The organism is Saccharicrinis aurantiacus (assembly GCF_947489045.1).
In the GTDB taxonomy this organism is placed as follows: Bacteria; Bacteroidota; Bacteroidia; order Bacteroidales; family Marinilabiliaceae; genus Saccharicrinis; species Saccharicrinis aurantiacus.
In genome coordinates, this window is record NZ_CANLCN010000009.1 from 1 (window position 1) to 26,314 (window position 26,314).

At 36.9% G+C, this 26,314-nt stretch carries 14 protein-coding genes; 10 read left to right on the plus strand and 4 right to left on the minus strand.

Annotated elements, in window-relative coordinates; all coding sequences use genetic code 11:
- Window positions 1-119: 119 nt before the first annotated feature.
- Together QMO11_RS11700 and QMO11_RS11705 are read right to left on the minus strand one after the other, a co-directional pair.
- Window positions 120-2,264: a cation:dicarboxylate symporter family transporter gene (locus QMO11_RS11700; protein WP_075602660.1), complete on the minus strand. Its 2,145-nt coding sequence runs from the start codon at window positions 2,262-2,264 to the stop codon at window positions 120-122.
- Window positions 2,265-2,384: 120 nt separating this feature from the next.
- Entirely contained in the window at window positions 2,385-3,590 is a 1,206-nt protein-coding gene (locus QMO11_RS11705) for a multidrug effflux MFS transporter (protein WP_075602661.1), read from the minus strand.
- 143 nt (window positions 3,591-3,733) lie between these two features.
- Here QMO11_RS11705 and QMO11_RS11710 point away from each other — a divergent pair, with 143 nt between their 5' ends.
- The 7 genes from QMO11_RS11710 (at window position 3,734) to bglX (ending at window position 18,358) form a co-directional block, all read left to right on the plus strand.
- Window positions 3,734-6,631 carry a helix-turn-helix and ligand-binding sensor domain-containing protein gene (locus QMO11_RS11710; RefSeq protein WP_282037462.1) on the plus strand — a complete coding sequence of 966 codons (2,898 nt, stop codon included), beginning with the start codon at window positions 3,734-3,736 and terminating at the stop codon, window positions 6,629-6,631.
- Window positions 6,632-6,926: 295 nt separating this feature from the next.
- Window positions 6,927-9,977: a SusC/RagA family TonB-linked outer membrane protein gene (locus tag QMO11_RS11715; protein WP_282037463.1), complete on the plus strand. Its 3,051-nt coding sequence runs from the start codon at window positions 6,927-6,929 to the stop codon at window positions 9,975-9,977.
- Window positions 9,978-10,005: 28 nt separating this feature from the next.
- Complete coding sequence (locus QMO11_RS11720; protein ID WP_282037464.1) at window positions 10,006-11,577, plus strand: RagB/SusD family nutrient uptake outer membrane protein; 1,572 nt, start codon at window positions 10,006-10,008, stop codon at window positions 11,575-11,577.
- A 29-nt stretch (window positions 11,578-11,606) separates the two neighbouring features.
- On the plus strand, window positions 11,607-13,007 hold the full coding sequence (locus tag QMO11_RS11725) for a PKD domain-containing protein (protein WP_282037465.1): 1,401 nt from the start codon (window positions 11,607-11,609) through the stop codon (window positions 13,005-13,007).
- Window positions 13,008-13,139: 132 nt separating this feature from the next.
- Window positions 13,140-14,207, plus strand: coding sequence for a glycoside hydrolase family 16 protein (locus QMO11_RS11730; RefSeq protein ID WP_282037466.1), 1,068 nt, complete (start codon window positions 13,140-13,142; stop codon window positions 14,205-14,207).
- A 46-nt stretch (window positions 14,208-14,253) separates the two neighbouring features.
- Complete coding sequence (locus QMO11_RS11735) at window positions 14,254-16,080, plus strand: glycoside hydrolase family 2 protein (protein WP_282037467.1); 1,827 nt, start codon at window positions 14,254-14,256, stop codon at window positions 16,078-16,080.
- Window positions 16,081-16,087: 7 nt separating this feature from the next.
- Window positions 16,088-18,358 (plus strand): beta-glucosidase BglX, encoded by a 2,271-nt coding sequence (gene bglX, locus QMO11_RS11740; RefSeq protein ID WP_282037468.1) that lies wholly within the window; start codon window positions 16,088-16,090, stop codon window positions 18,356-18,358.
- A 467-nt stretch (window positions 18,359-18,825) separates the two neighbouring features.
- Here the strand turns inward: bglX and QMO11_RS11745 are convergent, their stop codons facing one another.
- Both QMO11_RS11745 and QMO11_RS11750 read right to left on the minus strand, forming a co-directional pair.
- Window positions 18,826-20,880 carry an insulinase family protein gene (locus QMO11_RS11745; protein WP_282037469.1) on the minus strand — a complete coding sequence of 685 codons (2,055 nt, stop codon included), beginning with the start codon at window positions 20,878-20,880 and terminating at the stop codon, window positions 18,826-18,828.
- Window positions 20,881-20,910: 30 nt separating this feature from the next.
- Complete coding sequence (locus QMO11_RS11750) at window positions 20,911-22,245, minus strand: M16 family metallopeptidase (protein WP_282037470.1); 1,335 nt, start codon at window positions 22,243-22,245, stop codon at window positions 20,911-20,913.
- Between the two features lie 386 nt (window positions 22,246-22,631).
- Here QMO11_RS11750 and QMO11_RS11755 point away from each other — a divergent pair, with 386 nt between their 5' ends.
- From QMO11_RS11755 to QMO11_RS11765, 3 genes are all read left to right on the plus strand, one after another.
- On the plus strand, window positions 22,632-24,809 hold the full coding sequence (locus QMO11_RS11755; protein ID WP_282037471.1) for a glycoside hydrolase family 3 C-terminal domain-containing protein: 2,178 nt from the start codon (window positions 22,632-22,634) through the stop codon (window positions 24,807-24,809).
- Window positions 24,810-25,049: 240 nt separating this feature from the next.
- The gene (locus tag QMO11_RS11760; RefSeq protein WP_282037472.1) at window positions 25,050-25,529 is read left to right on the plus strand and encodes a DUF6452 family protein; all 480 of its coding nucleotides are present in this window, start codon (window positions 25,050-25,052) and stop codon (window positions 25,527-25,529) included.
- Entirely contained in the window at window positions 25,507-26,310 is an 804-nt protein-coding gene (locus QMO11_RS11765; RefSeq protein WP_282037473.1) for a DUF6048 family protein, read from the plus strand. Before QMO11_RS11760 ends, QMO11_RS11765 begins: the two co-directional genes overlap by 23 nt.
- Window positions 26,311-26,314: the final 4 nt, after the last annotated feature.

A 26,314-nucleotide genomic window follows, 5' to 3' on the forward strand; every position in this document is an offset into this window, starting at 1 on the left:
GCCACTTGTTAATAGATGTTAATGATAATTTCATAAAGCACTATTAAACAGGTAAATATAATTTTCTGTCATTGGTATGCACGAAGAAATCTCAAGCTGAGATGTAAACTCACTCGCAACTATAACCAACCCAATACATCGTGCGCAATGCACCAACGTTTTTCTTTAATTTCGGCACCCTGACCTTCAACCCAATGTTTGAAAAGTTTATCAATGGTACCATCTTTCGATTTTAGCTCAATCCATGTATCCACATATTCTTTCCAGCTTGAATCGTTTTGAGGTATGGGATATGCGTTGGGAATTGTTACAATATTGGGCTGAGGCACCACTACCTGATAATACGGATAAATTAAAGTCCATGCAGCTCCAGCTTCAGCTGAAAATAATAGGGCATCCGCATCGGGGTGGTTGCCTTTAAAAAACTGACGTGGACTGGCAACGTTGAGTACCTCGCCATTAGGCATTGCCGTACTAAGTTTTGCTGTTAAATATGGATTGGCGCTCACTATTTTTAATGAGTCTTTCTTGTTTAAAGATTCACTGTTGCCAAATAACTTTCTGTTGTAATCGGGTACTATAAATGCTAAGGTTTGGTTGAGGTAAGTTATGCTAAAGTCGTTCGTCTCAAGCATATCAATGGTTTTTGAAACGCCCGACATAATAATATTGATGTTTCCTTTAGCCAAATGCAAGGGCATGTTTTCATAGCTAACTCTATAAAACTCGGGTTTAACCCCTAATTCTTCAGCCAATAAATGCGCCATTTCCACATCAAAACCAACCAACTCCCCTTCGTTGTTTCGATATGCATAGGGCAAATGATCCGATATGTATCCTACGCGTAGTACACCTCTTTCTCTAATATCGCGTAAGTTATTTCGTCTAAACTTAATAATGCTATCATTGGCGTAGTTGCCATCGGTAATAACCTTGGCCTTTTGGTGGGGAGTTCTGAATTCCATTTGAACGAATTCTTCGTACTGATTGGATTCTAACAAGGTTTCCTTTAAGTAATAACGAGCGCCAATAAATAACCCTACAGTTAATACAGAGCCAATGATTACTCCTTTAATCAATTTGCCAAAGTCTATTCCGGCTTTGCCAATGGTCCATTTTACAGTTATTATGGTTAGGGCTATTAAATGAATGGTACCTAACACCACACGTATTCTATCGGTATAAACACTGGATATCACAAATAATTGAAACATATCCTGCGGTAATTTAAATAGGTCGAGTAAAAAAGGAATACCGGTAACCGGAGCCACAAAACTACTAAGGGTAGTAGCAAATACAAAGGCAATGTTTTCAAATAATCCGAATGAACTTCCCATGTACCAGGCCACAAACGGAACAAATACAAAAACCACAAAGGTTCCAATGTTTGGGAAAGGATAGGACAGGGGTACTAATAACTCAATTTTAGATTCCTCGTCCTCTGTTAAGCCATGCTTACTCTCTTTAATCAATTGTTTAATATCATCAATTAACTGCGGAAGTACTATTATTATTTTACTTGTTGCAAAAATGGTAAGCATGGTGGTTTTTGTTACAGCAAACAAGCGCGAGGGTTTAATGCCGGTGGTTACATTAATAAGCATTGGTAGCCAGTAACCTCCTAGCAGTATTACTGCAAGGCTATACATAATAATGTAGGAGTGCAAACGCTGCATTTCTTCAACAGTCATTGTGCCGGCGTTGTATGCTCCAATGGCAAATACTCCAATAGGAGTAATTCTTACCACCATTTTATTAATCTCGTTAAGGGCATCACCCAATATATCAAGATTGTCTAATAACTTTTCCTTATTCTTAATGCCGGTAAGGCCTATACCTAAAAATATACTAAACAGAACAACCGCAGGCACCACATTATTGGCCATCGAACTAAAGGGGTTAGATGGAATGTACAGATCAATAAAGTTCAAGGGTTCTTCAATGGCAATTACCGCAGGGTTGAAAAAAGAGCCTGAAGTCCACTCGGGTAATATAAGCGGCAAGAATAGTAAGGTTACCACCCCAATGCCAAGAATTGAAGCCAAAACAATAACGCCTTTTAGTAGCATGTCTTTACCGTCAACTAACGACATTCGACCTAAGTTAGCAATGATGCCTACCATAATATAAGGTAAAACCGTCATCTGCATTAGGCCAATAAAACCATCGCCAATGTAATGTAAAGGTTCACAGAGTTCTCCAAAAAACAGACCTACTCCAATACCTAATAATAACCCTAATAATATCTTTGTTGATAACTTCATGTGCAAACAATTATAACTCATATGCAGGGTATTAAACCCTATATGAATTGAAAGGCAAAAAATAAGGAATTTTTTGCAATACTACAGCTTCAAAAAAGTACAATAAGTATTAAACTTCATTTATTTATTGGCTTCGCGGAGTGCTTTAGCATACAGAATGTTTGCAATTAAGGCACAAGCAAACATTGCGCTCCCGATAGGAATCAGATTTTCGGCCTTAAATAAGGAGATTACACTACCTATTATAAAGCTCAGTAAAAAACGGCTAATGCCGATGGTTGCATTGGCAGAGCTACTTACTTTGGGGTTGATGTTTAATATAACTGCTGTCCCATTTCCGAATACCAAACCCAAACTACCTATGAATAATACAATGCCTGAAAATACCCACCAAAGTTCTGGTTCTGCTTGCGATACGGATACTAGAATAATGATTCCTGCAATAAGCTCAAGCAATAAACCTGCTCGTAAAATATAGCGTGGGCGATAACGCTTCAGTAGAAAAGTATTTAAGAATGATAATAAAATATTGAGTAAAATATTGGCTCCAAATAAGTATGGAAATAGACTTCTGTCGATACCGAAATATTCAATGTAGATAAAAGATGAACTGGTAAGGAAAATGTATAAGCCCGACATTGAAAAACTTATGGCAAATAGCAGAATAACCGATAGTCTATCAGAGAAAAACTCTCGGTATTTATCTAATATCTGGTTTCGAGTAACTTTTTTTGTAATCAATTCTTTACTTCTCGATTCGGGTACAATAATAAAGAAGGCAGAAAATAACACTACCGCGAATATAAATAGGAAGTGAAATACGGCTTGCCACCCTTTAAAGTCGATTAATAAAGACCCGATAACCGGAGCAAATAACGGAGCAAGCATCATCATTAAACTAACAATGGTTACCATCTTAGCTACCTGTTTCCCTTCGTACCAGTCTCTAATAAAAACGTTGGCTGTAACTGTGGCAAATCCTCCTCCAAAGGCTTGGAATACGCGAAGTACAAGTATATATTCTATTTCTTTACAAAAGGATATGCCTAGTGCGGATAATCCATATAAGGCAATACCGAACAGTGCAATTCTGCGTCGGCCAAATGAATCGGATAAAGGGCCTCCGAAAAAATTACCGAGGGCGAACCCTAGAAAATATAAAGTTATGGTAAGTTCAACAACGCTAATGTGTACCCCAAAAACATCCGACATTATTGGCATAGCTGCCAAATAGGTGTCAATGGCTAAGGGTGAAAGGGTTGCTAAGGCTGCTAACATTACAGTTAACAAGGGTATGGCTTTGTGTTGAATATTTTTAATGGGCATAAAATAATTTTGATGCAAATATAGCCTATAACGGCTTGTCAACAACTAACGTTACCGAAAAATGTTAAATCAGCCCTTAAAGAATTGTTTGAATCAATCGACTTTGTATATTCACACTACAAACACTAATAGTTGGCACGGGTATGAATTGTAATCTCTTTAAATATATCATAGTACTAATAGTAATGCATATAGGTGTGGCATCATATGCACAAATTAAAAAGATAGGCTTGGCTGAGGTGGAAGTTTTTAATAGGCGTCAGTATAATGGAGCTACTCAAAACTGGAAGATTACCCAATCAGAATATAATTATATATATGCTGCTAATAACGATGGTTTACTTGAATTTGATGGGGAGACTTGGCGAAGATACATAAATACTGGTAACACTATTGTTAGAAGTACTTATGCAACTCAAAATCGAATTTACGTTGGGGCTATTAGCGAGTTGGGTTACTACTCATATAATGAGAACGAGAGCTTAGTATATCATTCATACAGTAACTTAGGGAACTTAAATACATTAGGCGATTATTGGACTATACTTGAGATTAACGATCAGATAATATTTCATTCACAACAGGGGCTCGCTATTATTAAAGATGATAAGTTGCTTAAAACTATTGCGGCCCCAAGTATATTAATATCCTGTTTTAAGGTGAACAATACCATACTTGTTCAAGATGAGGAAGAAGGTCTCATGGAGCTACGTGGTTTTGAATTATATCCCATACCAGGTGGGCATAGGTTTAAGGGGCAAGTAATAGGTTCCATGATGTCGCTCTCCAATAGTGAAGTGCTTATAGGTACCATGAAAGAAGGACTTTTTGTTTGGGATATGACTACAATAAAACCATGGGACAGTCCTACAAACAAGATGTTAGATAAAGCCAATGTATTTTGTGGTACGGTTCATTCCAATGAGCTTTTAGTTTTTGGAACCATACAGAGTGGAATTATAATTACCGATAAAAAAGGTAAGCTAGTAATGCATATTGATAAGGATAAGGGGCTTAAGAATAATACTGTTCTGGGCGTTTTTGTTGATATTGAAGGAAATATTTGGTGCGGACTTGATAATGGTATTGCCCGAATAGCTTTAAATGCACCTGTCACTTTTATTAGTTCGTATTTTGATTTAGGTACAGGATATACTTCTAGCAAAATTGGTGATGATTGGTATTTTGGTACCAACCAAGGCTTATTTACCATTAACAATAAGAGCCTGGTTAATCCGGAAAAAACACATTCTGATTTTAAAAAGATTGAGGGTACCGATGGCCAGGTGTGGTCAATATATAATAATGGCACAAATCCGCTTTGTGGCCATAACTTAGGTGTTTTCGAAATAGATGGGAATCGATCTAAACTAATTACCCCTTCATCCATCAGAGGGGTTTGGAATTTTAAACCCGTCCCTAATAATCCCAATCTATTAATGTGTGGTACATATAGCGGGTTAATTCTATTGAGATGGAATGGTACTAATTGGGTTTTTCATAAGAAACTAAATGATTTTGATGTTTCATCACGATTTATCGAATGGGATGCCTTAAGTAATTTATGGGTATCACATGGTTCAATTGGAGTATATAAAATAAGTTTCAATAGTGCTCTAGATGAGATTGACAAGGTTGAGTTATTTAGTACAGATTATTTTTCTGAGAATAGCAGCGTAGTCGTTTCTTCTGTGGCTGGGGAAACCATCTTATCATGTTCTGATAAGGTGTTTTATATCAATCAATACGGGAAAATTGCTGATTATACACAATTAAATAAATACTTCGCTTCAAAAGAATTTCCTTTAAGTTATCAACAAGATAAATATGGTAATATTTGGTACTTCTTCGAAAATCATACGGGTGTATTAAGACTTTTAGAAGATGGCAATTATATAAGGATAGAAAACCCTTTTACAAACCTTAAACAGAAATTAGTTTCAAGCTTTGAAAACGTATTTGTTGCCGATCAGGCAAATGCAGTTTTTGGAATTGAAGATGGCTTTGCCCATTACTCAACTCAGGATAACAACAACTTTAGGTTACCACTATACGTGCACATGCGCTATTTTAAAAGTGAAAATGATACCATGATGGTTGCACTAAACCAAAAGAAAGGGCAATCACAGCAAGCTATACCTCAAATTGATTTTGCTGATAATACTATTGAAATCGCTTATGCGAGCCCGTATTTCGATGATCAGGAGGTTTTGTATCAATCAAAATTGCACGGCGTTGATGCTCACAAAACGGAATGGACCCGCAATACAACACGTATATTTACGCAGTTGCACGAAGGGAAATATCAATTTGATGTTAAAGCAAAAAATAGTTACGGCACGGTATCAGAAACCCTTAGTTATAAGTTTGTTATTAAACCGCCTTGGCATAGAAGCAACACAGCCAAAATCATTTACCTTATATTGATATTATTAACGGCATCTCTGCTCGGATTTATTTTTAACAAAAGGGTAGAAGTAAGTAGAGCCCGCGAAAAACTGAAACAACAAGAGCGCTTTAAACGAAGAGAAGAGAATTTAAAGAATGAAGCTTTGCGCAACGAAAAGGAACTAATTAAAATGCGTAATGATAAATTACGAACCGATGTACTGCATAAGGAAAAAGAGTTAGCCAACTCAACAATGAACATTATTCATAAAAATGATTTTTTAGTATCTATAAAGGAGAGCTTGAAACAAATTAAGAAAGTAACAGATGTAAGCCAATTGCAACAAAAGGTAAATAAGTTGATTAAAAACATTGATAAGGATATTGATAGCGAAAGTTACTGGGAAATATTTGAAGTGCACCTTGAGCATATTCACGAAGACTTTCTGAAGCGTTTATTAGAACGCCATCCGGACCTTAATTCTAAAGAGAAAAAGCTGTGTGCCTATATTAGGATGGGGATGAGTTCAAAAGATATCGCATCGCTTATGAATATTTCTGCTCCAACAGTTGATAACAATAGATACAAATTGCGTCAGAAATTAAATATTGAGCAGGGTACAAACCTTAATAAGTATATTACAGATATGTAATTTAGTTCCTTAATTTAGGATAAGTTGAAATAATTCATTTCGGATAATATTACAACTAATCCTATTTTTGTTAACGAATGCAAATTTGTAATTGTGAGGTGAGTGAATATTAGACATTAATACATTGACGAATATTAAATAGCTTGATATTAGGTATTTAATAATTTTTAAATGAGAAAAAAGTGAGAAGTAATATGTAGTATAATGAGATTTAAGTGACTTGGTAAATTACCATTTATTAACAATTGAGAGCAATATTTGCATAAAATCAATTGTCACTTAAAATCCAATTATTATGAAACATGTCTTAGGGATTTTTCTCTTTTTATTGGCTATAACAAGTCAAGCACAAAATTTAACAGTAACAGGAACAGTTACTGGTGAATCAGATGGACTTCCCATACCAGGTGTAAGTGTACTTATCAAAGGTACAACTAATGGTACTATTACCAACATTGATGGTAAATATTCAATTCAAGCCGTAACAGGTGAAACGCTTCAGGTTTCTTTCATCGGAATGCAAACACAAGAAATAATCGTCAACTCATCTACAATAAATGTAACATTAGGTGCTGATGTAACAGATATAGATGAGGTTGTGGTTGTTGGTTATGGTGTACAGAAAAAGAGTGCCGTAACAGGTGCTATTTCTTCTCTTAAAGCTGAAGATATTCAAAAGATGCCAATTCAAAGGGCAGAGCAAGCTATTCAAGGGCAAGTTGCTGGTGTTCAGGTAGCAATGAGTTCAGGACAGCCAGGGTCTGCTTTATCAGTTAACATTCGTGGTGTTGGAACCACAGGTAATTCACAACCCTTATATATTGTTGATGGAAACCCAGTTGGAGATATCTCTTACTTGGCTTCAACAGATATAGGTAGCATGGAAGTACTTAAAGATGCTTCGGCATCAGCAATTTATGGTGCAAGGGGAGCTAATGGTGTTGTAATTATAACTACAAAAAAAGGTTCTGAAGGAACAGCTAAGCTTTCGTACGATGGTTATTACGGTGTTCAGAACGCATGGCGCCAAATGGATGTATTAAATGCACCAGAATATCAAATGATAATCAACGAGTCTCTATTAAACTCAGGTTATGATAGTTCTTCGCCAGATTGGATCAGTGATGATCAACTGGTAGGTATAGGTAACGGAACCGATTGGCAAAAGGAAATATTTAGAACAAACGCTCCAATCCAAAGTCATACGGTAAGTATGAGTGGAGGTACACAAAGTATCGTTTATTCTACAGCATTATCCTATTTTGCACAGGAAGGTATCGTATCAGAAAACAAATCGAGTTACGATAGAATTAACTTTAGAGCTAATGCAGACTACACTTCGTATGATGATAAGCTTAAAGTAGGTTCTTCATTCCTTTTCTCTCATTCAGAGTCGCAGGGGATTGATCCCAATAACGTATACAACTCACCTTTGGCTCGTGCTATAAATATTGATCCGCTTACGCAGGTTTATAACGAGGATGGTACATACATGAAACCACCTAGCAATATGCAAGAAATTGTAAACCCAGTTGCTGCTATGTCATACTTATATGATTCATATAGAACTGACAAGGTAGTGGGTAATGTGTATGCAGATTACAAGTTTCTACCAGACTTTAAGATACGTTCTTCTATGGGTATAGATATGGCTTACCAATGGCACGATAACTATCAACCTATTTATGAGCTTAGCGATATCACTAAAAATGAAAATACTCGCGTAAGTAAGGATATGAATAACTGGTTTACTTATAACTGGGAAACAACCATTAATTACAACAGGCAATTTGGAAATCATAGCGTTGACGCTCTAGTTGGTACTACATTGATGACTAGTTACTATGAAAATTTAACTGGTTCAGGTAGTAATTTATTAATATCAGGTCCTGATTATGCGTACATCGATAATGCAGAATCAACTCCGGAAAGTAGAAATTCGGGCGGTGGTTATGCTGAGAACTCATTAGCTTCATTCTTCGGACGTGTTAACTATGCGTATGGAGATAGATATATGGCTTCTTTAACAGTTCGTCAAGATGGATCATCACGTTTTGGATCAAATAACCGATTCGCTACATTCCCATCCGTTTCTGCGGGTTGGATTATCTCAGAAGAATCGTGGTTGAAAGATAAAATGGGACCAGTAAGTTTTCTTAAATTAAGAGCTAGTTGGGGACAGAATGGTAATGAGAACATTGGTAACTTTAGCTACTTATCTTCTATCACAAACAATAACAATTACAATTTTAATTCTGGTGTGTTGATTAATGGTTCGGCTCCTTCTAGTGTGGCTAACCCAGATCTAAAATGGGAGACCTCGGAACAAACTGATATAGGTTTAGACATGCGTCTTGGATCTAACCTCTCATTAACGTTTGATTATTACGACAAGCGCACTAAAGATTTATTAATTGCAGCACCAATACCTGGATATATTGGAAATGGAGCTCCGGTTGTTAATGGTGGTACTGTTCAGAACAGAGGGGTTGAGTTATTGCTTAGTTATCAAAACAGAGTAAACGATTTTACTTATGGAGCTAGTGTAAATTTCTCGCACAATAAGAACGAAATGTTAAGTATTAATAATGATGAAGGAATTATTTATGGCGACGTAAATGTAGGGCCTTCGGGAATGAAAAACTTAACTATTGCTAAAGTAGGTGAACCTATTGGATATTTTTGGGGATGGAAAACAGATGGTGTATTCCAAAATCAAGCTCAAATTGATGCTCATAATGTTGATGGTACACCAATTCAGCCAAATGCAGTTCCTGGTGACTTAATTTATGTGGACCAAAATGGAGATGGAATTCTTGATGATTCTGATCGCGTTAATTTAGGTAGTCCTCATCCTGACTTTACAGCAGGTATTAATATTAACTTAGGTTATAAAGGATTTGATTTTAGTATGTTTTGGTATGGAGTTGTAGGAAATCAAATTATTGATGCAACACGTCGTTACGATTTACCAAATGCGAATTATCAAACTTCTGTACTCGAAAGATGGACAGGTGAAGGGTCATCAAACTCAGAGCCTCGTGTTGCCTGGAGTGATAACAATGGAAATAGAAGTAATTTCTCTGATTACATGGTTCATGATGCAGATTATTTACGTCTAAAGAATCTACAAATCGGATATACTCTACCAAAGTCAGTTCTTGAGAAAATCAAAATCGAAAGAGTAAGAGTATATGTCTCGGGTGATAACTTATTAACTTTTACTAAGTACGGCGGATTTGAGCCTGAAATTGGTAATAGCGATAATGTTTTCTATACAGGTGTTGATCAAGGGGTTTATCCACAAGCTCGTGTAATGTCTGTAGGTGCTAATATTACTTTCTAAGGTTGATTAATATTAAAAGAATAAAAAGATGAAGAAAATAATTTATATACTTTTTGTAGCTGTTGGCTTTATGAGCTGCTCAGACTACTTGGATAAAAGCCCTGTTACGGAATCAACAGAAGAAAACTTTTACCGTACAGAGGAGGATATGTATATGGCACTTGTTGCTGCCTACGAACCATTACAACGAAACTGGGGAACCAGCAGTGTAAATTTCGTTTGCGATATTGCTTCTGATGATGCTTATGGTGGTGGCGGTAGTGCTACCGATGGTATTGATGCCAAGCGTGTAGACAGAGGACTTACTACTGCTTCAGAATCTATGTGGGGCGATATTTGGGATAATCATTATGCTGGTATTTACAGAACCAATATTTTCCTTGAAAAAGTAGAGGCCTCAGATATTACTGATGAAAACAAGAAAATTTATACCGGAGAAGTATCTTTCTTAAGAGCTTACTATTATTCAAATTTAGTTCGCCTTTACGAGAATATTCCATTGATACTTACTCTACTGCAACCAAATGAATATTCGCAAGAGCAAGCTGAGGTTTCTGATGTATATGCTCAAATTGCTGCAGACCTTAAAGTAGCTATCACAAACCTAGCGGATGTTAGCTATAGTAATGACGAAAAAGGAAGAGTAACAGAGTGGGCTGCAAGAGCGATGATGGCTAGAATGTATCTTTTCTATGATGGTGTATATGGCAACAATGATGGTACATCAACAATGCCTGGTGATGTATCTGGAGAACAAGCTTTAGCTTATTTAACTGAGGTTATTACTAAGAGTGGTGCCGACTTAGTTCCTAGTTTTGCAAATCTATGGGGACATGCTGATGTGGATGGAACATGGGATCAAAACTCGATAGAAGGTATTTTTGAAATACAACACTCTAACCAAGGTCAGGGATGGCAATGGTGGGGAGCTCCTTATGATATTGGTAACAAAATGGTTGTTTTTGTAGGACCACGTGGTGTGCCAGATGATTCTGAATATTTTTCTTCATGGAGTTTCACTCCGGGAGCCCAACAACTTTATGATGCTTATGATCCTAATGATATGCGCCGTGATTTAACATTAATTGATTGCGATGCTGAAATAGGAGAGGGTAATTATACTATTGGTGACCAGCACACTGGGTTTTTCAATAAAAAGTATGCTGGTTTAAAAACGCAAGTACCAGAAGTTGGACAGCCCGAATTGAATTTTCCACAAAACTACGTAAGCATCCGATATGCGGATATATTACTTATGGCAGCAGAGCTAGAAGTAAAAGTGGGTGCCAACGGAAAAGCAGCAGGTTATTACAATCAAGTGCGCGGACGTGCTTTTGGTAGTGCTTATTCTCCTGTAGGGTCAATTACTTTAGCAGAGATTATGGAAGAACGAAAATTGGAATTTGCTTATGAAGGAATCAGATATTGGGATTTATTACGTCAAGGTATGGATGTATTAACATCAGCTGTTAATAAAACCAACTTAGGAGGAATTTACGATTCTGGTGTTAATTCTGCAGCAAGAGGCTTCTGGCCTATTCCGCTTAACGAGATAGCTTTATCTAACTATGCACTTGAGCAAAACGAAGGTTATAAATAGTCTGGTTTAATCTTAAAATTTGAAGAAAAATGAAAAATATATTTTATTATATCCTATTATTAGCTTTGGTTGTAGCTTGCTCGCCTGAAGAGTATAGTGCTCCAGCTAATTTAGTTCCCGAAGATGTTGATTGGGGCTATGCAGAAACCGATGTTGTAAATGAATATATTCTATTCAATAATACTCCAGGTACTACTTCACTGTGGGATTTAGGAAATGGTGCTACAGCAGAAGGAGACAGTGCAGTAGCTAGGTATACATTTGCAGGAGAGTACAATGTTAAACTTACAGTGATTTCTCAAGGGGGAACAGTCATTGTTGAAGATATGATCTCAACGGATCAAGATAATCCAGCATTTTTATCGGGGTACCCGTATGATGAATTAACAGGAGGTGGCCAACAAGTTTGGGCAGTAGATGGATATTACAAAGGAGCTTTTGGCTTGGGTCCAACATTGGAAAATCCTACAGAATGGCATGCTGATAATGCTGGTGCAAGAGAAGGAAAAGGTTTATATGACGACCGTTTTACTTTTCAAGTTACTGAAGCAGGTTTAACAGTAACTCAAGAAACTAATGGCGATGTTTATGCTAATGGTGGTTGGGCTGCTGATCTAGGTCCTACAGATGGTCATCAAGAAGAAGATGGTGGAGATTTTATTATGCCACACGAAGGTGGAGATTTCGTAGTTAATTATTCAAGTGCCAAATTAAGTATCACAAATAATGGATTTTTAGGCTATTATGCAGGTGCTTCAGAATACGAAATTATTACATTAACTGATGAGCTACTAGAAGTTGCATTCTGGGATAGTAATGCTAATTTTTATTGGTATACTCGTTTTGTACCTGTTGATAAGTTAACTCCAGTTCCGGAGCCAATAGAGAAAGAGCTTAAAGCGCAGGATTTAATGGACGACTTTGAAGGAAATGGTAATATTTTATGGGGAACTGCAGATATTGAAGGTTTTGAAATTATTCCAAATTTTGCTCCTGTCCCTGTAAACGAATCAGCGAATATTTCTACTTACAAAAAAGGCGCTGGTGAATGGACGAATCTTTCAACTGAATTAGATTTCATAATGGATCTTTCAGAAAGAAATGTATTTACTATGAAAGTTTTCGTTCCTAATTTTAATGATTACGTAACGCAATGTAATCCAGGAACGGATTGGTTGACGGAGCATAACCTAAAGCCTCAGGTTGATGTGAAATTGCATGATACTAAAATGGAAGGTAATGCATGGCAAACTCAAGAAGTTAGAAGTCATGTTCTAACAGACGATCAATTAGGTAAATGGATTGAATTAACTTTTGACTTTAGCGATGTTAGTGATAGAGTTGATTTTGACAAAATTGTTATTCAGTTAGGTGCTGAAGGGCATTGCAATGAAGGCCTATTTTATATAGATGACTTTATGTTATTATAACATGCTTTATAACACCGAGAGCTTTTTAGCTCTCGGTATAATTATTGGAACTATGCTCATTTGTGGTTCCATTATTGAGTTAATAATCAATTAAATAATAGAAAGATGTACAAGGGCACTTTACTTAATTTAATGGCAATTTTTACATTCTGTACATTATCATCATGTTCAGAAAAAAATGAATCACCTTCTTATACTGCCGATTTCGATTGGGCAATTGATTCAGAAAATCCCAATCAGGTTAACTTCACCAATAAAAGCGAAGGTGAATACCTTTACTTTGAATGGGATTACGGAAACGGCGAAGAATCTGGAACACAAACTGACAAAACCTATCAAGGCACATCATTTTACCCAAATAAAGGTCAATATTCTGCCACCATAAAGGTATGGGGACCTACCAATACTAATGAAGATACCAAAACCTACACAGAAACTATCACCATTAGCGAGGATGATGAAGATTACATCTCACCAGAACCAGAAGAAGGACTAATTTGGTCTGATGAGTTTAATGGAACATCAGTTGACTTAGCTAATTGGGAATTCGAAACCGGAGCCGGTGGATGGGGAAACCAAGAACTGCAAAATTATACCGATGGCGATAATGCGCATATTTCAAACGGCAGATTAATAATAACTGCAAAAAAGGTTGATGATAATAAAACAGCCGGATCTTATACCTCATCCCGTATGGTAACTAAAGGTTTACAGGAGTTCACATATGGCCGAATGGAAATTAGAGCCAAGCTTCCTGAAGGCACTGGTATGTGGCCAGCTATTTGGATGTTAGGGGCTAATATAAGTGAAGTTTCTTGGCCTGCTTGTGGGGAGATTGATATTATGGAGTACGTTGGTTATCAGCCTAACATTGTACATTCTACAGTGCATACCCCTTCTGGTTACGCGGGTAATGGTAATGGCAATAAAATCACCCTAGATACTGCTGAAGAAGAATTTCATACCTACGGAGTTATATGGACTGAAGAATCACTTACTTTTTATGTAGATACTCAAGATAACGTGGTACATACCTACGCTCCAGCCGTGAAAAATTCTAATAATTGGCCCTTCAATAAACCGCACTTTTTCATTTTAAATGTTGCCGTTGGCGGCAGTTGGGGAGGTGTAAATGGCGTTGATAACTCTATTTTCCCACAAACTATGGAAGTCGATTACGTAAGGGTATACGAACTCTAACATCCCTAATCTATAACCAAATTGCACAAACTTTAAATTAAATAAGATGAGATTAATTGTTTCCTCCTTTCTGGTATTTATGATGGCCACTAGTTTACTGGCCTCCGATGCATTGCTTCAAAATAATTACCTGCGCAAGGGTTTAACCCTTAACGGTAAATGGAATTATATTGTTGATGTATATGAAACGGGTTACTATAACTATCGTTGGGAACCCCATGATGGTTCTACAAACCCCGGTTCTGGTGCATTCTTTTTAAATGAGAAGCCACAAAATAAGAGAGAAATTATTGAGTACGATTTTGATATGGCTCCTACGCTATTGGTACCTGGCGACTGGAACTCACAAAAGGAAAAGTTATTTTATTACGAAGGAACCTTGTGGTACAAAAAGTCGTTTGATATTGAAAACTTCGAAGCCAATAAAAGATATTACCTACACTTTGGTGCTGTTAACTATAGAGCAGATGTTTATGTAAACGGAAAAAAGTTAGGTATGCACAAAGGAGGTTTTACACCATTCAACTTCGAGATGACTCACCTAGTGAATGCCGAAGATAACTTTGTTGTGGTACGTGTGGATAACAAAAGAGCTGCCGATGAAGTACCAACCTTAAATACTGATTGGTGGAATTATGGCGGTATCACTCGCGATGTGACAGTTTACGAATTGGAACAAACTTTCATCGAAGATTATTCTCTTCAGTTAGATAAAGAAAACAATAAATTATTGAATGGATATATCCAGCTTAATGGCGATACGAAAGCCAATGCAAAAGTAACAGTAAATATTCCTGAGCTTAAGCTGAATAAAGAATTTACTACCGATGCCAACGGGCATGTGAAATTCTCTATCCCAACAAAAAAGTTAAACCTTTGGAGTTGCGATAACCCTAAACTATACGATGTAAGCTTTGCATCAGGCGATGATATCATAAGCGATAAAATTGGCTTTCGCCAGATCAGTACACGTGGTTCTGATATTCTTTTAAATGATGAAGTAGTCTTTTTAAAAGGGATCTGTATTCACGAGGAAAACGCCATGCGTGGTGGAAGAACTTATTCTATGGAGGATGCAGTAACGCATCTAAACTGGGCCAAAGAGTTGGGATGTAACTTTGTGCGCTTGGCACATTATCCGCATAATGAAAATATGGTACGCTTGGCCGATGAAATGGGGATGTTAGTTTGGGAAGAAAGCCCCGTGTATTGGACGATACAATGGGAAAACCCCGAAACTTATAAAAAAGCAGAGCAGCAATTAACCGAGGTGGTGTACCGCGATAAAAATAGAGCATCGGTTATTATATGGTCTATGGCAAATGAAACGCCACAATCAGAACCGCGATTAGAATTCTTATCGAATTTAGCCAAGAAAACACGTTCGCTAGATGACACTCGTTTGGTTAGTGCGGCTTTAGAAGTGCACAGCACTGTACCTGGAGGCAATACCATGGTTATTGACGATCAGTTTGCCGATGTGGTAGATATATTAAGCTTCAATCAATATTACGGTTGGTATTGGGGCGATATCGAGAATATCAAGAACCTTAAATGGGAGATTGATATCGATAAGCCTGTTGTGATTTCAGAATTTGGAGCAGGTGCTTTACAGGGTTATCATGGCGATAGCCTTACGGCTTGGAGCGAAGAATTTCAGGAGCTTTTATACGAAAAAACATTACCGGTATTAAACGCTATTCCTCAAATTAGCGGAATTACACCATGGATTATTTCTGATTTCCGCTCGCCGCGTCGCGTACTTATTCCTTATCAGGATGGATGGAACCGCAAGGGGTTAATATCTGAAACTGGTAATAAAAAGAAAGCGTTTTACACGCTACAAAACTTTTACAAGAACATCAACAAATAACATACATATGAACTTTAAATCGCTAATAAATGTAGGACTGATTGCAACCACTCTTTTAGGAGTTGGGTGTACATCGAGTGCAAATAATCGTGGGTACAGCAAAGATGCTGAGATTAACACTAAAGTAGAGATGCTACTTTCTAAAATGACCTTAGAGGAAAAGGTGGGTCAAATGAATCAGTACAATGGTTTTTACGATGCTACTGGTCCCGCACCTTCTGATGGTGATGCTAAAAATAAATACGAGCATCTGCGCAACGGATGGGTAGGTTCAATGCTTAATGTGCGTGGCGCTAAAGAAGTACGTGCCATGCAAAAAATGGCCGTTGAAGAATCGCGTTTGGGTATTCCTATGATTTTTGGTTTAGATGTAATTCATGGTCATAAAACATTGGCTCCTATTCCATTGGGCGAATCGGCTAGTTGGGATTTAGAGGCCATTAAAAAATCGGCTCAGGTAGCTGCCACTGAAGCTGCCGCTGAGGGTATCAACTGGACTTTTGCTCCTATGGTTGACATCTCGCGCGATGCCCGTTGGGGACGCGTTATGGAAGGTGCAGGTGAGGATACTTACCTAGGCTCTAAAATTGGAGTAGCACGTATTCAAGGTTTTCAGGGCGATGATTTATCAGCAAATAACACCATTGCAGCTTGTGCCAAACACTTTGCAGGATATGGTTTTGCTGAGGCGGGTAGAGATTACAACACTGTTGATGTGGGTACTTCTACCTTATACAATGTAATTTTTCCTCCATTTCAGGCTGCGCTTGATGCGGATGTAAAAACAGTAATGAACTCGTTTAATATTTTAAATGGTGTACCTGCCACAGGAAACAAGTGGTTACAGCGCGACCTTTTAAAAGGGAAATGGGGCTTTAATGGTTTTGTAATTTCCGATTGGGGAAGTTGTATGGAAATGATGGCGCATGGTTTTGCGGCTGATTTAAAAGAAGCTGCCGAATTAGCTGCCAATGCAGGATCGGATATGGATATGGAATCGTATGCTTACGTAAAACATCTATCCACTTTAGTGAAAGAAGGAAAAGTTAACGAAGCAGATATTGATGATGCGGTACGCAGAATATTAACTGTAAAATATGAGTTAGGCTTATTCGATGATCCTTATAAATATTGCGATGAGCAACGCGAACAAGAATTAATTTATCACGAAGATCATAAGGCTGCTGTTTTAGATATGGCACTTAAATCAGTTGTGTTGCTTAAAAACGACAAGCAAGTTTTACCGCTTGATAAATCACAAAAGAAGATTGCTGTAATTGGAGCTTTGGCCGATGATAAAACCAGTCCGCTTGGTAGCTGGCGTGTGGCTTCTGACGATAATACTGCAGTTTCTGTTTTAGAAGGTTTAAAAAATCACAATATAAAATATACTTACGCCAAAGGTGCTGATGTATCCGTAGGTGATGTAGGTTTTCAAATTCCGGTTACCATCAACAATACCGATAAAAGCGAGTTTGCCGAAGCCATTGCTTTAGCTCGTAAATCAGAGGTGGTTGTAATGGTATTGGGTGAGCATGGTTACCAAAGTGGAGAAGGACGTAGTCGTACCAACATTGGTTTACCAGGCGTTCAGCAAGAATTATTAGAGGAAGTTTATAAAGTAAATCAGAATATTGTTTTGGTATTAATGAATGGTCGTCCTTTGGCTTTACCATGGGCCGATGCACACATACCAGCAATACTTGAAACTTGGCAATTGGGTACAGAAAGTGGTAACGCAATTGCGAAAACTTTATTTGGCGATAACAATCCATCGGGTAAATTACCAATGACTTTCCCACGCAACGTAGCACAATGCCCTATCTATTATAACCACTATAATACAGGTCGTCCAACAGGAGGAAACGGAGTATTTTGGTCGCATTATATCGATGAGTCAAACGATCCATTGTATCCATTTGGTTTTGGATTAAGCTATACAAGCTTTGAGTATTCAAACCTAAAGGCGAAAGTTGATGGCGATGTGGTTAAAGTAAGCATCACGGTTAAAAATACAGGTAAAGTGGCCGGACAAGAAGTGGCTCAGTTATATATTCACGATAAAGCTGCGAGCGTAGCACGTCCGATTAAAGAATTAAAAGGATTTGAGAAGTTTGAGTTAGCGCCAAACGATTCAAAGCTTGTGGAATTTGAATTGACTTCGAAAGAATTAGGTTTTTATAATAACGAAGGCGAGTTTGTGGTTGAAGCAGGTGATTTCGACATCATGGTTGGAACTGATTCACAAAATGTTTCTATTACTTCAGTTACACTATAATATCAATCATTTTAATGTAGTATTGGTATAAGGTATAGCTGTTCATTCTAATATCAAAAAACTACCATTAAGGGTGTTCACTTGTTGAGCACCCTTTTTTGCTTTTTACTTATCCTGATAAGTGGAATTTTCAATGCTAATGCCGTCCCCACCAAGTTTGAAATCATCCGTACCAATTGTAGGCCATCCGTACTAATGGTGAACCCAATTGGACCCAAGGTGGAGTTGTCCGTACTAAGGGTTGAGGCATTTGAACCCAAGGTTGGACTATCCGTACCAAAGTGAAGTCGTTTGAACCTAAGGTGGAGTCGTCCGTACCATACTTTACCCGTCCGTACCAATAGTAAGCCGTCCGTACGCGGCTTACAGAAGGTTTTTATAGGAATAGGCGATGAGGTAAAACTAAAAAGAGGCTGCACCATTTAAGGTACAGCCTCTTGTAAATTATTTATAGTTTTGAGTACTAATTACTCAAAAATCTTATCCTCAATTCCTTTGTTTATGATAACCTCAGTAATATTTACATCTATCATTTGAGGTCCCATTGATTGAGTTAGTTTAGTTGGGTACTTGATCCCTTCAAACTCTTTATACTCACCAAATGTTGTTGTTGATGATCCCATTTCGCTTACACTAACTTCTTTAACTTTTAAGCCTGTTTTAGCATCAAAGTACATTGTAGTTGCATTTTCAATTGGGTTTGTAACAATTACCTTGTAGGCATCATTACCATCTACTTTATCAACACCAGTAATTTCTAAAGTATATCCTTGCTCATCATAGCTTAATTCAGGAAATAAAATAGCTTGATATTTCATGGTTTCAAGCATCTTACCTTCTAATACTTGCTCCTGACCTTGTGCAGTCATTTTACCAACAGATCCATTATAAACTTGCTTGCTTAATAGGTTCTCGCCCATTTTGGTTTCAACACAAATTTTATTAGGTGCTTTTTGGTAAGTATTCATGCTTAATTCCATTCCTTGAACTGCTAAGGTGGCGTGCACAGCAACATCATTAACTGTGGCTAGAATCTCTTCTCCACCAATACTCTTAATATGGTTAGCCACTACCTTTTCGGCAGTTAATCCTACAGGTACGCCTGAACGAACTACTTTATTTGCGTAATAATCATACTCAGTTACCTCAGCACCATTCGCTAATTTTTCCATTAACGGCTTGGTTACTGAAACATCGCCTACAGCTAAATAAACCGCGTTATCAGGCTTTAAATATTTGGCAGCCATTGCTTGAATATCATCAACCGTAATTGCCTCAAGACGCTCCATGTATGTTTCGTAGTAATCAGCAGGTAAGTTGTATTTATCGATATTTACTGCAAAGCTGGCAATGGTAGAGGCGCTTTCTAAAGCACGACCAAATGAACCGGCTGTAGAATTCTTCACCAATTGTAAAGTTTCTTCGCTTACTTGTTCATCAATCATACGATTCATTTCATAAGCAATCTCTACAAAAGCACTATCAGTAATGGTTCCTCTAACATTAGAACTTGCCTTGAAAGTACCTAAATGCTCATCACTACTAACTGAAGAATAGGCACCGTAAGTCCAGGCTTTATCTTCACGTAAGTTTTGAAATAAACGCGCGCTAAAACTTCCTCCTCCTAAAATAGAGTTCATAACACTTACCTTTAAAGCATCCGGAGTACCCGGTTTTAAATCGATAGGGTAGGATACTGAAATAGTGGATTGTGTTGATGCATCTTTATGGGCAATAGCATAAACGGACTTGTCGATTGATTTTGGCTCAACAAAAGCATGAGTAGGAACTTCTTTGGCTTCCCATTTAGCAAAGTTCTTTTTGGCAATTTTCTTAGCTTCTTTAACAGTAATATCACCTATAATAACTAGGTAGGCAACATTAGGACGGAAGTAAGTATCGTAATAATTTTTGCAATCCTCTATTGTGATGTTTTCAATAGTTTCTTCTGAAGTGCCCTCGCCATAAGCAGTCTCCTTGCCAAACATTAAAGCTTGCGACACATTTCTACTAATTGATTTAGGGTTGTCTTTATCACTTTTAATACCTGTTAAAGTTTGCTTCACCATTTTATCAAGCTCTTCCTCAGGAAAAGAAGGATTGTAAAGTATATCCGTCATTAAAGCCAATGTTTCTTCAGAGTGCTTCTTTAACGAGCTTGCATAAATTCCATTTCCACTAGTACTTATTGATGCACCAATGAAATCAATTTTCTCGTCAATCTGATCTTTACTTAAAGTTGTAGTACCTGTACCTAATAAATCACCAGCAAAGCCAATATATCCAGCCTTGTCGCCTTCGTATATCGGATCAATATCTATTGATAAAGAATAAGAAACAACAGGGAGTTTATGGTTTTCAACCACAATTACCTTCAGTCCGTTTTTTAACTCAAACTTGGTGTACTCGCCTAAGTTTAATTTAGTAGCTACTCCTGCTTTGGGAGCACTTGTTCTATCTATTTGTGCTTGAATTGAAATTACTGACAAAAGCGCCAATAATAATATGCTTAATTTTTTCATTATTTATCTTTTCTTTAGTTAAGGATATAATTAATTGACTTCTTTTGCAGAGTTTGGTAGATAGTAAAGTACCACTCTGTTCTCTTTGGTAAAATACTTTTTCGCTACTCGTTGTATATCCTCTCGGCTAACAGCCATATATTTATCTAACTTTTCGTTAACTAGGTTGGTATTGTTGTAATACACATAGTTACGAGCTAGGTTATTGGCAACTGTTTCCATTCTACTGTTGCTACGTACAATTTGGTTTTCAAACTGATTTCTTAGTTTTTGAAATTCTTGTTCCGAGATTAATTCATCTCTTGCTTCAGCAACAATGGCATCCATGGCATCTTCTAAGTCTTTATTCTCGATACCACTATTAGGTAATGCATAAATTAAAGCCAAACCAGGATCTTGTAATCCTAAGTTAAACGATGTCGCTTCTAATGCAATTTGTTGTTTGTCAACCAATGATTTGTATAAACGCGAGCTTTGTCCGCCCGATAATAATTGATTAAGCATGTCTATAGCATAATAATCATCTGTTCCGTCTCCAGGTATATGGTAAGCTTGTAATAATAGTGGTAATTGAACTGCTCCAAATACAGTATCTCTTACTTCAGCTGTTTGTGGCGCATCAAATTCAGTAGGACGATACATTTCTCTAGTGCCTCTCGGGATATCACCAAAATAATCGTTTACCATTTTAGTGGCCTCTTCTTTATTGATATCTCCAGCAATAACTAAACAAGCATTGTTAGGTACATAATAGGTTTTGTAAAAGTCAACGAAATCCTGATCCTTAGCATCCATTAATTTTACTACATCACCAATGGCAGTCCATCTATAAGGATGTTTATCGTATGCTAAATCCATTACATTCATTAATAAATCACCATATGGAGAATTATCGTAGCGTTGCTTTTTTTCCTCGGCAACAACACGTTTTTGAGTAGCAATACCTATTGAATCAACAACTGCGTGTAACAATCTTTCAGACTCAAGCCATAAACCTAACTCTAATTGGTTCGATGGTAATATTTCGTAATAATAAGTTCTATCTTGGTTGGTGTTGGCGTTTAGAGTACCACCTGCTTTTTCAACATACTTAGAATATTCTCCTCTTTCAATATTCTCGGTTCCTTCAAACATCAAGTGTTCGAAAAAGTGCGCAAATCCTGTTAATTCAGGGTCTTCGTTTTTTGAACCAACATCATACATGATTGAAACGGTTACAATAGGCGTAGAGTTATCTTGATGTAAAATAACATGTAATCCATTGTCTAAATCAAATTCTGTAAATTCAATTTTTTGGGCTTTCGATTGAATGCATACACCTAATATAAATAAGGTCAGTATGCTTAAGTACTTACTGTTTAACATTTAAATTGCTTTTGATTGTTGAATTATTAAGTAATAACGGCTTGAATTTATAGTGTGTTGATAGTGTTTTTATGACTGATTTATAATATACTGCAAATATAAGTAAAGTCAAATGTGAATATCCATGATAATTATTACTTAGACACGTAAAACTATAAAAGTGTTACATCGAGATTTCTTTTTTTTTGTAATTCTCTATTAGGGTTAAAATCGCACTTATATATATATTTATAAGGTATACTAAAGATTGGTTCAATAGAGTAGTTAAGGTGCAGTAGGTCAGTAATTATAGTTTGCTTCTGTTAGTTACTTTGCAACCAAGCAAAATAAAACGGTTAATTACTATATTAGGCTCCTAATTGGTAAACAAATAAAATTGTAAAATTATGAAACAGTTATTCCTTGTTTTGGTTCTGATGCTTTCAGCGAATGTAAGCTTTATTTTTGCTCAGGAAGAAGCGGTAGAAAAGCAAATTGATCAGATTATTGATCAATTAAGCCTTGAGGAGAAAGTAAAAATGTGCCATGCACAATCAAAGTTTAGTTCGCCCGGTGTTGAGAGATTAGGAATTCCTGAAATATGGATGTCGGATGGTCCGCATGGAGTAAGAGCAGAAATTGAATGGGATAGCTGGTCATATGCAGGATGGACGAATGATTCGTGTACTGCTTTTCCAGCATTAACGGCTTTGGCATCTACCTTTAATCCTACTTTGGCACATAAGTATGGCGTTGCAGTAGGCGAAGAAGCACGCTATCGTAAAAAGGATATTTTATTGGGGCCTGGGGTTAATATTTATCGTACGCCTTTAAATGGTCGTAACTTCGAGTATATGGGCGAAGATCCATACTTAGCTTCAATAATGTCGGTTCCTTATATCCAAGGTGTTCAAACCAATGGGGTTGCCGCCTGTGTTAAGCATTATGTGCTAAATAATCAAGAAATTTGGCGTTCTCATATCAATGTGCAATTAAGCGATAGAGCCTTACACGAAATTTATTTACCGGCTTTTAAAGCCGATGTTGAACAAGGTGATGTGTGGTCTGTAATGGGCGCATACAATAAATACAATGGTCAGCACACAAGTCATCATGAAGTATTAATAAACCAAATTTTAAAAGGAGATTGGGGATTTGATGGTGTTGTAGTAACCGATTGGGGTAGTGCTCATGATACCAAAGAAGCCGCTTTAAACGGATTGGATATTGAAATGGGTACAGGTACCGACGGACTTACCACCTCAAAAGAAAATGTTTACGATTACTACTATCTGGCAAAACCATTTTTAGAAATGATAAAAAATGGAGAGATAGATGAAAGTGTTGTTGATGATAAAGTACGTCGTATTTTAAGATTGATGTACCGTACCAATATGGATAAAACACGTCCGTTTGGTAAAAAAGCCAATGCAGAGCATTTTCAAGTAGCGCGTGAGGTGGCACAAGAAGGTATCATCCTGTTAAAGAATAGTAAATCATTCTTACCAATTAATCCAGAAACTAAGCAAACCATTGCAGTTATTGGAGAAAATGCCACTCGCATGATGACAGTAGGTGGAGGATCTTCTGAACTAAAAACAGTACATGAAATATCTCCTCTTCAAGGAATTGAGGAACGCTTTATCAATGCCAATGTGGTGCACGCCATGGGTTATGCTTCTGGTCCATCGCAATACGGAAGAGTAATACCGTCAGCCTTAAACACGGATTCGTTAAAAAAAGCAGCTATTGATATTGCTAAGGTTGCGGATATCGTTTTGTTCGTAGGAGGATTAAATAAAAGTCATGAGCAAGATTGTGAAAATGGCGATCGTAAAGGATTAAATCTGCCATTTGGCCAAGATGAATTACTAGCTGATATTATGGCTGTAAATAAAAATGTGGCTGTGGTTTTAGTAAGTGGTAATGCAGTAGCTATGCCTTGGCAATCAAAAGCCAAAGCCATTGTTCAGGCATGGTACTTAGGTAGCGAGGCTGGTTATGCTTTAGCTGATGTACTTTCGGGTGATGTTAATCCATCGGGTAAATTACCTTTTTCATTTCCGGTTAAGTTAGAGGATAATGGAGCGCATGCCTTCGACGAATTATCTTATCCTGGCGATGGTACAGATCAGGTGTATAAAGAAGATATTTTAGTAGGTTACCGTTGGCACGATACCAAAAATATTAAACCTCTATACGCCTTTGGTCATGGTTTATCTTATACGAGTTTTAAGATTAACAATGCGGCTGTAGCAAAAAACAACTATAAAAAAGGAGATAGCATTCAACTATCCGTAGATATTACGAATACGGGAAAAGTTGATGGTGCGGAGGTAATTCAGGTTTACGTGCACGATAAAGAATCATCAGTAATGCGACCAATAAAAGAGTTAAAGTCTTTTGAAAAGGTAAGCTTAAATGCAGGTCAATCTAAAAAAGTAGATTTTAGTATAGATGTAAACGCATTTGCCTTTTATGATGAAACACAAAGTGATTGGAATCTTGAAAGCGGTGCATATCAATTATTGATTGGTACAGCTTCTGATAAAATCATAAAAACTATAAATATTCAGGTTGAGTAACTTTTAAATATCTATCATAGATAAAAGTCAATTATCATAGGTAATTGGCTTTTGTTATATAAATGTCAACTTGTTTTTTATCAATTATATTAAAATAATTAGACTTGAGGCTGTAATTCTAAGTTTAGGGTTTATTTTTGTAGAAATTATTAATAATTAGCCTTCATATTTATGTTATCAGGTTTACTTTGTAAAAGTAATGTGCCGCAGTATATATGGCGAATTAATTAAGTTATTATCATGAAATTCAACGTTATTAGTATTGTTATAGTTGTCTTAGTTTTACTGGGAGTGAGCTGTACTGGGAGTGATGATATTTGCTTATCGGGCCAAATGTCTGCTACAACAGGATTTTATTCTAATCGTAGCTCAACCGAAACAACGGATAAAGATACAACTATAAATATGAGGGTTTTAGGTCTACATCCGCGAATTGATTCTAGTCATCAAGAAGTATCAACTAATGGTATCTTTTTGCCGCTTTCAATGGAATCTGACTCCACTATATTTGAGTTATTTAAGGATGGTATAGGAGAAACAGTTGTCTTTTACCATGAAAAAGAGTTGGCCTATGTTTCAGAAGAATGTGGTTTTATTTTTCACTTTACCATTAATAGTGTAAAGTATACCGATACAAAATATATTGCCAGAATTGAGATAGCAGACAAAGAGGTTAGTTACAATAAAGGAACAGAAAATGTTAAGATATATATTGATTAGTATTTTTTTTATAGCATCCTCTAATCTTCTTTTTGCGCAAGATTACACGGGTGATAGAACTCAGCAAACCACTGAGCGTATGATGCAAAATGAGGAGGAAGGAACTCCTCGTGAACCAAAAGAAAAAAAGATTTATCCGCATAAGCGAAGAGGTACTGCCATTAATATGGATATCTCAAGGTTTCTGATGCCAGCAATTGATCCGGGGACTTTGGGGGCAGAAATAGGAGTGAGAACCAACTTTAAAAAACGAATGTTTATTGTTGGCGAACTTGGATATGAGAACGTGAGTTTTGATAATAATTTAGCGGATATAAATGATCCAAATAAAGGATTTGAGGATAAACCATATTCATATAACTCTAGCGGTTTCTATGCTAGAGTAGGGTTTGATTATGATATTTTTATAGTGGATGAACCCGGAAACAACGACAACATACTATTTGGGTTGAGTTATGGTTATGCTTTTCAGAACCACGAAAGTCCTTCTGTAATTATCAGAGATGATTATTGGGGGCATTATGAAAGGTCCTTTTCAAAATATGGAGTGAGCACGCATTGGTTAGAATTTACCTTTGGTTTACGAACTCAAGTTGTGAATAACTTTTATATGAGTTGGTTTATTCGTGTAAAAGGAAAGGTTTACACTGATAACGAAGAATTACTAGTACCATACAGAGTACCTGGATACGGTAAAGGGTCTAATGCGGTTAATCTAGGATTCTCTTATAAATTAGAATATCTGATTCCGTGGGGCAATAAAGATAAAGGACATTTATAAGCTT